The 8,338-nt window shown below is 74.5% G+C and carries 3 protein-coding genes; all 3 read left to right on the forward strand.

The genetic code is table 11. From position 1 onward, the window contains the following. Positions 1-2,903 (forward strand): type I polyketide synthase (locus E2651_RS38180; protein ID WP_135335869.1); only part of this gene is annotated, 2,903 nt, incomplete at its 5' end. 64 nt (positions 2,904-2,967) lie between these two features. After that, positions 2,968-6,594, forward strand: a complete 3,627-nt coding sequence (locus tag E2651_RS38185; RefSeq protein ID WP_135335870.1) for a type I polyketide synthase — start codon at positions 2,968-2,970, stop codon at positions 6,592-6,594. Positions 6,595-6,602: 8 nt separating this feature from the next. Further along, positions 6,603-8,338, forward strand: a 1,736-nt coding sequence (locus E2651_RS38190; protein WP_209446348.1) for a beta-ketoacyl synthase N-terminal-like domain-containing protein, incomplete at its 3' end; no start/stop codon positions are given.

An 8,338-nucleotide genomic window follows, 5' to 3' on the forward strand; every position in this document is an offset into this window, starting at 1 on the left:
ACCCCCACCCCGGCGAAAAACTCACCCCCGACTACTGGTACGACAACTGCCACCAACCCGTCGCCTTCCACCACACCATCAACAACCTCATCACCGACGGCCACCACACCTTCATCGAAACCAGCGCCCACCCGGTGCTCACGTACCACATCGAGGACGCCCACACCGTCACCAGCCTGCGGCGCGACAAAGGCACGGCCGCACAGTTCCTGACCGGGGTGGCCCATGCCTGGACCCTCGGACACTCCGTCACCCCCACGCCCCAGGACGGGCCGACCGCCGATCTGCCCACCTACCCCTTCCAGCACCGCACCTACTGGCTGGACACGCCCACCGGCGGCGGACGGCGTGCGAGCGACACCGGGCACCCGCTGCTCACCACGGCCGTGCCGCTCGCCGACGACGACGGGCTCGTGCTCGCCGGCCGTCTCTCGCTCGACGACCACCCCTGGCTCGCCGACCACGCCGCCCTCGGCACGGTGCTGCTTCCCGGCGCCGGTCTTGTCGAGGCCGCGCTGCACGCCGGACGGCAGGTCGGCGCCGAGCTGCTTGAGGAGCTGACCCTCGAAGCCCCGCTCGTGCTGCCGGAGACCGAAGGCAGCGGCGTCGACGCACAGGTGCGGGTGGGCGAGGCGGACGAGTCCGGCCGGCGGGCGGTCAGCGTCCACTCCCGTTCCGATGGCCGGTGGACGCGCCACGCCAGCGGCGTGCTGGCCCCCGGAGAGGCGGCTCCTGACCCCGCGACCTCCGCCTGGCCGCCGCCCGGCGCCGAGCCGGTGGCGCTCGACGGCTGGTACGAGACGCTGGCGAAGAGCGGCTACCAGTACGGGCCCGCCTTCCAGGGCCTGCGGGCCGCGTGGCGGCTCGACGGCCAGGTCTTCGCCGAGCTGGCGCTGCCGGAGGACGAGACGGGCCGGGCCGACGGCTTCGGCATCCATCCCGCGCTCCTTGACTCGGCGTTGCACGCCATCGAACTGGGCGCGCTGCCGCAGACCGGCGACACGCGGCTGCCGTTCGCCTTCAGCGGCGTACGCCTGCACGCCACCGGCGCGTCGGCCGTCCGCGTGCGGCTGTCGGCGGCTGCCGGGCCCGACGCCGTGTCGTTGCAGTTCACCGACACCGAGGGGCGGCCGGTGGCGTCGGTCGCGTCCATGGCGCGCCGCCCCGTCGCGTCCGACCAGCTCGCCGCCGCCGTCGGCGGCGCGGGCGACGGGGACGCCCTCTTCCGTGTGGAGTGGACGCCGATGACGACGCCCCCCGCGCCCCCGGCCCTCCGCTGGGCCGGCCTGGAGGAGTTCGACGAGGCCTCCAACACGCTCGACGCCGTCGTGGCGACGCCAGCATCGCCGCACGAGGCGCTGGCCCTGGTGCAGCGGTTCATCGCCGATGAGCGGCTGGCCGCGACCCGGCTGGTGCTGGTGACGCGGGGCGCGGTCGCCGCCCGCCCCGACGAGGACGTACCGGGCCTCGGCCAGGCGCCCGTCTGGGGCCTGGTCCGCTCGGCGCAGACCGAGCACCCCCACCGTTTCGTGCTGCTCGACACGGACGACCCCGACCTGCTGCCCATGGTGCTGCCCGACGCGCTCGCCGCCGACGAGCCGCAACTCGCCCTCAGGGGCGGCTCCTTGCTCGTCCCCCGCCTGACGCGGGCCCGGCCGCCCGCGGAGACCGGCCTCGCCTGGAACCCGGAAGGCACCGTGCTGATCACCGGCGGCACCGGCGCGCTCGGCGCGCTGCTCGCCCGCCACCTGGTGACCCGGCACGGCGTGCGGCACCTGCTGCTGACGTCCCGCCGGGGCGACGCCGCCCCCGGCGCCGCCGAGCTGACCGCCGAACTCGCCGCTCTCGGCGCCGAGGTGACCGTCGCCGCCTGCGACGTCGCCGACCGGGACGCGCTCGCCGCGCTGCTCACGGGCGTACCGGACGAGCACCCGCTGACCGCCGTCGTCCACACCGCCGGGGTGCTGGCCGACGCCGTCGTGGAGTCCCTGACCCCCGAGAACCTCGACGCCGTGCTGCGCCCGAAGGCGGAGGCGGCCCGGCACCTGCACGAGCTGACGAAGGACCGCGACCTCGCGGCGTTCGTCCTCTTCTCCTCCGTGCAGGGCGTCGTCGGCGGACCGGGCCAGGCCAACTACGCGGCGGCCAACGCCTCGCTCGACGCCCTCGCCCAGCACCGGACGGCCCACGGCCTGCCCGCGGTCTCGCTGTCGTGGGGCCTGTGGGCCGAGGGCGGCATGGAGGCCACGCTGAGCCGGGACGACATCGACCGGCTCGCCCGCACCACGGGCATGGTGGCGCTCTCCGCCGAGCAGGGCATGGAGCTGTTCGACACCGCGCTCGCCCTCGGCACGCCGCACGCCGTCCCGGCGCGGCTCGACCTGGCCGGGATGCGCGCCAGGTCCGGCGGCGAAGAGCCGCCGGCGATGCTGCGCGGCCTGCTGCGGACGCCGACGGCACGCCGCGCGGCGGCGCAGCGGCCGGAGTCGCTCGCCGAGCGTCTTGCGGACCTGCCGGCCGCGGAGCGGGAGCGGGCGTTGCTGACCCTCGTACGGAGCGAGGTGGCGGCCGTGCTCGGTCATGGCGAGGCGGGGGCGGGCGGCATCGCGGCCCGCCGTGGCTTCAAGGACCTCGGCTTCACCTCGCTCACCTCGGTCGAGCTGCGCAACCGGCTCGGCAAGGCGACCGGCCTGCGGCTGCCCGCCACCGTCGCCTTCGACCACCCCACGCCGGAGGCGCTCGCGCAGCGGCTGCGGTCCGAGCTGTTCCCGGAGGAGGAGCCGGCCGCCGCCGATGGCACGGCGGACGAACGCGCGGACGAGGAGGCGGCCCAGGAGGCGGAACGCATCGACTCCCTCGACCTCGATGAGCTGATCCGCATGGCAGGCCAGACCGACGAGTGACGGGTCAGTGACGACCCGGGCAACGACGTCGGAGACGAAGAAGAAGAAGAGGAAGAAACAGAACATGGCCAGCAATCCCGCTGAGGAAGTCGTCGCGGCGCTGCGGAACTCGCTGAAGGAGACGGCGCGGCTGCGGAAGCAGAACCAGGACCTCCAGACCGCCGCCTCCGAACCGATCGCCATCGTCGGGATGGGCTGCCGCTACCCCGGCGGCGTGTCCTCCCCCGAGGAGCTGTGGTCGCTGGCGGACGCCGCCGAGGACACCGTCGGTGACTTCCCCGCCAACCGGGGCTGGGACCTGGCGGGCCTCTACGACCCGGACCCCGACCAGCCCGGCACCTCGTACGTCCGCGAGGGGGCGTTCGTCCACGACGCCACCGAGTTCGACGCCGACTTCTTCGGGATCTCGCCGCGCGAGGCGCTGGCCATGGACCCGCAGCAGCGACTGCTCCTGGAGACCTCCTGGGAAGCGATCGAGCGCGCCGGCATCGACCCGACCGCGCTGCGCTCCACCCCGACCGGGGTGTACGCGGGCGTGATGTACCACGACTACATCAGCCGTCTGCCCGAGCCGCCCGAGGACCTGCAGGGCTACCTCACCACCGGCAGCCACGGCAGCGTGGCCTCGGGCCGCGTCTCCTACTTCCTCGGCCTCGAGGGGCCTGCCGTGTCGGTGGACACCGCCTGCTCCTCCTCGCTGGTGGCGCTGCACATGGCGTGCCAGGGGCTGCGGCAGGGCGACTGCGCCATGGCCCTCGCGGGCGGGGTGGCGCTGCTGGCGACGCCGTTCGTCTTCGTGGAGCACAGCCGCCAGCGGGCGCTGGCCGCCGACGGCCGGGTGAAGGCGTTCGCGGGCGCGGCCGACGGCACCGCCTGGGGCGAGGGTGCGGGAATGGTCCTGCTGGAGCGTCTTTCGGACGCGCGGCGGAACGGGCATGAGGTGCTCGCCGTCATCCGGGGCTCCGCGGCCAACCAGGACGGCGCGTCCAGCGGCCTGACGGTCCCCAACGGCCCGGCGCAGCAGCGCGTCATCCGCGCCGCCCTGGCCAACGCCCGCCTGGAAGCGGGAGATGTGGACGCCGTGGAGGCCCACGGCACCGGCACACCACTCGGCGACCCGATCGAGGCGAACGCGCTGCTGGCGACGTACGGCCGCGACCGGCCCGCCGAAGAGCCACTGTGGCTGGGCTCCATCAAGTCCAACATCGGCCACACCCAGGCCGCCGCCGGAGTCGCCGGCGTCATCAAGATGGTGATGGCCATGCGCCACGGCACCCTGCCCAGGACGCTCCATGTGGACGAGCCGACGCCGCAGGTCGACTGGTCGGCCGGGGCCGTCTCCGTCCTGACCGAGGCCCGGCCCTGGCCGGAGACCGGCCGTCCGCGCCGCGCGGGCGTCTCGGCGTTCGGCGTGAGCGGCACCAACGCCCACGTCATCCTCGAACAGGCTCAGGAAATTCAGGAAGTTGAAGTTCAGGAAGCTGAAGTTCAGGAAGCTGAAGTTCAGGAAGCTGAAGTTCAGGAAGCTCAGGAAGCCGGACCCGAGGCTTCCGACGCATCGACCGGGTACGGGAACACCGCCGATGAGCCGCTGCCGTTCCTGCTCTCCGGCCGCACACCGGAGGCGCTGCGCGCACAGGCCGCCCGGCTCGAGGCCCACCTGGCCGGCCACCCCCATCTGCCGCTGCCGGACGTCGCCCGGGCGTTGGCCACCACCCGCACCGCGTTCGACCACCGCGCCGTCGTCGTGGCGGACGCCCACACCCCCGAGGGCCGCGAGGAACTGCTGGCCGCCCTGAACGCCCTGTCCCGCGCCGAGACCCCTTCGGGCGCGGTGCGCGGCCGGGCGCGCGAGCGCGACAGGACGGTGTTCGTCTTTCCCGGCCACGGCTCGCAGTGGCCGGGCATGGCCGCCGGGCTCCTCGACTCCTCCCCGGTGTTCCGGGCCCGCTTCGAGGAGTGCGCGAAGGCGCTGGAGCCCTTCGTGGACTTCGCGCCCGCCGAGGTTCTGCACGACGAGCGGCTGCTGGAGCGCGTGGACGTCGTGCAGCCGGTGCTGTGGGCCGTGATGGTGTCGCTGGCCGCGCTGTGGCAGTCGGTCGGGGTCGCCCCTGACGCCGTCGTCGGCCACTCGCAGGGCGAGATCGCGGCGGCGTGCGTCGCGGGCGCGCTGTCGCTTGAGGACGGCGCCCGCGTGGTGGCGCTGCGCGGCAAGGCGATCATCACGCTCCCGGCCGGGGGCATGGTGTCGATCGCGATGCCCGTCGCCGAGCTGGCGAAACGCCTCACCCGCTGGGAGGGCAAGCTGTCGGTCGCGGTCGTCAACGGCCCGTCGTCGGTGGTCGTCGCCGGGGACGTGGCGGCCTGCGAGGAGCTGACGGCCGAGTGCGAGGGCGAGGGCGTACGGGTACGGCGGCTGCGCGCGGCGCAGGCCGGCCACTCGGCGTACGTCGAGCCCGCGCGCGAGGAGCTCCTTACCGCGCTCGCGCCGCTCGCGCCGACGCCGCCCGCCGTGGCGTTCTGCTCCTCCGTCACCGGCGAGATGCACGACGCCGGCGCCGGCGCCGCGCGGCTCGATGCCGCGTACTGGTACGGCAACCTGCGCGAGCCGGTGCGGTTCGACCTGGCCGCGGGGACGCTCCTTGCGGCCGGGCACCGAACGTTCGTCGAGATGAGCCCGCACCCGCTGCTGGCGCTTGGCGTGCAGCAGTCCGCCGAGGAGGCCGGGGCGGACGAGGTGCTCACGGTCGGCTCGCTGCGCCGTCAGGAGGGCGGGCTCGGACGGTTCCTGCTCTCGCTGGGCGAGGCGTGGGCGGGCGGCGTGGCCGTGGACTGGGGCGCGCTGCTGGGCGAGGCGACCAGCGCCGTGGACCTTCCGACGTACGCCTTCCAGCGCCGGACGTTCTGGATCGACGCCGACGCCGCCGTGGCGTCCCGGCGAGCCGACCCGGCCGGTGAGGAGTTCTGGCGGGTCGTGGAGGAGGACGACGCCGAGAGCCTCGCGGAGGCGCTGGGCGTGCGGCCCGGCACGCCGCTGCGCAATGCGCTGCCCGCGCTCGCCACCTGGCGGCGGCAGCAGCTCGAGCACGCGGCGGCCGCCGGCGCCGCGCTGCCGGCCGTGCCCGACGCCGACGCCCTGGCCGAGTCGGCCGGCGACCTGGCCGGCAGGCTCGCGGACCTGGACGAGGCAGGCCGGAAAAGCCACCTGCTCACGCTGGTGCGCACCGAGTCGGCGGCCGTGCTCGGGCACCCGGGACCCGAGGCGGTGGACCCCGGGCGCCCGCTGAAGGAGCTCGGCTTCGACTCGCTCGGCGTGCTCAACCTGCGCAACCGCCTCAACCTCGCCACCGGCCTGCGGCTGCCCGCCACCCTCGCCTTCGACCACCCGACGCCCGAGGCGATCGCGGCGTACGTGGGGGCGGAGCTGTCGGCCGACACGCAGGCAGCGCCCACCGGGTGGGCCGAACTCGACCGGCTGCGCGCCGCGTACGCCGAGGCCGGGTCCGACGGCGAGGCGCGCGGGCGGATTCTCGACGGCCTCGCCTCGCTGCTCACCGAGCTGTCCGGCCCGGCCGTCGGAGGCGGGGCCGTCGGAGACGGGGCCGACGACGGCACCGATCGGATCGAGGACCGCATCGAGGACGCCTCCGACGAGGACCTCTTCGACTTCATCGACAACGAGAGCCGGTGAACGCCGCCATGTCGGACGAGAAGAAGCTGCGCGAGTACCTGAAACGGGCCACGGTCGAGCTGGCCGAGTCCCGCCGGAAGCTGCGGGCGGAGGAGGATGCCCGCACCGAGCCGATCGCGGTGGTCGGCATGGCCTGCCGCTACGGGGGCGGGGTGCGCTCGCCCGAGGACCTGTGGCAGCTGGTCACCGAGGGCCGCGCCGTCACCGGCCCGTTCCCGACCGACCGTGGCTGGGACCTCGAGGGGCTGTACGACCCCGACCCCGACCAGCCCGGCACCTCGTACGTCCGCGAGGGCGCCTTCCTCTACGACGCCGCCGCGTTCGACGCCGACTTCTTCGGGATCTCGCCCCGCGAGGCGCTGGCCATGGACCCGCAGCAGCGGCTGCTCCTCGAGACCTCCTGGGAGGCGATCGAGCGCGCCCGCATCGACCCCGCCTCGCTGCGCTCCACGACGACCGGCGTGTACACCGGGGTGGCCACCAACGACTACGGGATGTTCCTGGCCCAGACGGACGAGGACATCGAGGCGCACCGGCTGACGGGCGTCGCGGGCAGTGTGGCCTCGGGTCGTGTGTCGTACGTGCTGGGTCTTGAGGGTCCTGCCGTGTCGGTGGACACGGCGTGCTCGGCCTCGCTGGTGGCGCTGCATCTGGCGTGCCAGGGGCTGCGGCAGGGCGACTGCGCCATGGCGCTGTCGGGCGGGGTGAACGTGCTGGCGGCGCCCGGGGCGTTCATCGACTTCAGCCGGCAGCGCGGCCTTGCGCCGGACGCGCGGGTGAAGGCGTTCGCGGGCGCGGCCGACGGCACGGCCTGGGGCGAGGGCGCCGGGATGCTGCTGCTTGAGCGTCTTTCGGACGCGCGGCGGAACGGGCACGAGGTGCTCGCCGTCATCCGGGGCTCGGCGGTCAATCAGGACGGTGCGAGCAACGGCCTGACCGCCCCCAACGGCCCGGCTCAGCAGCGCGTCATCCGCGCCGCCCTGGCCAACGCCCGCCTGGAACCGGCAGATGTGGACGCCGTGGACGCGCACGGCACCGGTACGCGGCTCGGCGACCCGATCGAGGCGAACGCGCTGCTGGCGACGTACGGCCGCGAGCGGCCCGCCGAACGGCCGCTGTGGCTGGGCTCGGTCAAGTCCAACATCGGCCACACGGGTCCGGCGGCGGGCGTGGCCGGGGTCATCAAGATGGTGATGGCGCTGCGGCACGACACGCTGCCGAAGACGCTGCACGTGGACGAGCCGACGCCGCACGTGGACTGGTCGGCCGGGGCTGTCAGCCTGCTGACGGACCCTCAGCCGTGGGAGCGGAACGGCCGCCCGCGCCGGGCCGCCGTCTCGGCGTTCGGCGTGAGCGGGACCAACGCGCATGCCGTCATCGAGGAGTTCACGGAGGCCGAGCCGGTCCAGGCAGAGCCGGTCCAGGCAGAGCCGGTCCGGGCCGAGGCGGTCCAGGCAGAGACAGTCCAAGCCGAGCCGGTCCTGTCGGCGTCGCCGGTCGAGGAGGCGGGCGCACACCTGTTCCTGCTGTCAGCGCGTACGCCGGAGGCACTGCGCGAGCAGGCGGCCCGGCTGGCTCGCCAGGTCTCCGACGATCCCGGGGTCTCGCTGCCCGGCCTGGCGCGGGCGTTGGCGGTGACCAGAACGGCGTTCGACGAACGCGCCGGCATCGTCGCCGAAACCCGCGACCAACTCCTGACCGCACTCACCGCACTGACACAAGGACGCGAACACCCCGCCCTCAC

It is taken from the genome of Streptomyces sp. MZ04 (assembly GCF_004684775.1).
Classification (GTDB): domain Bacteria; phylum Actinomycetota; class Actinomycetes; order Streptomycetales; family Streptomycetaceae; genus Streptomyces.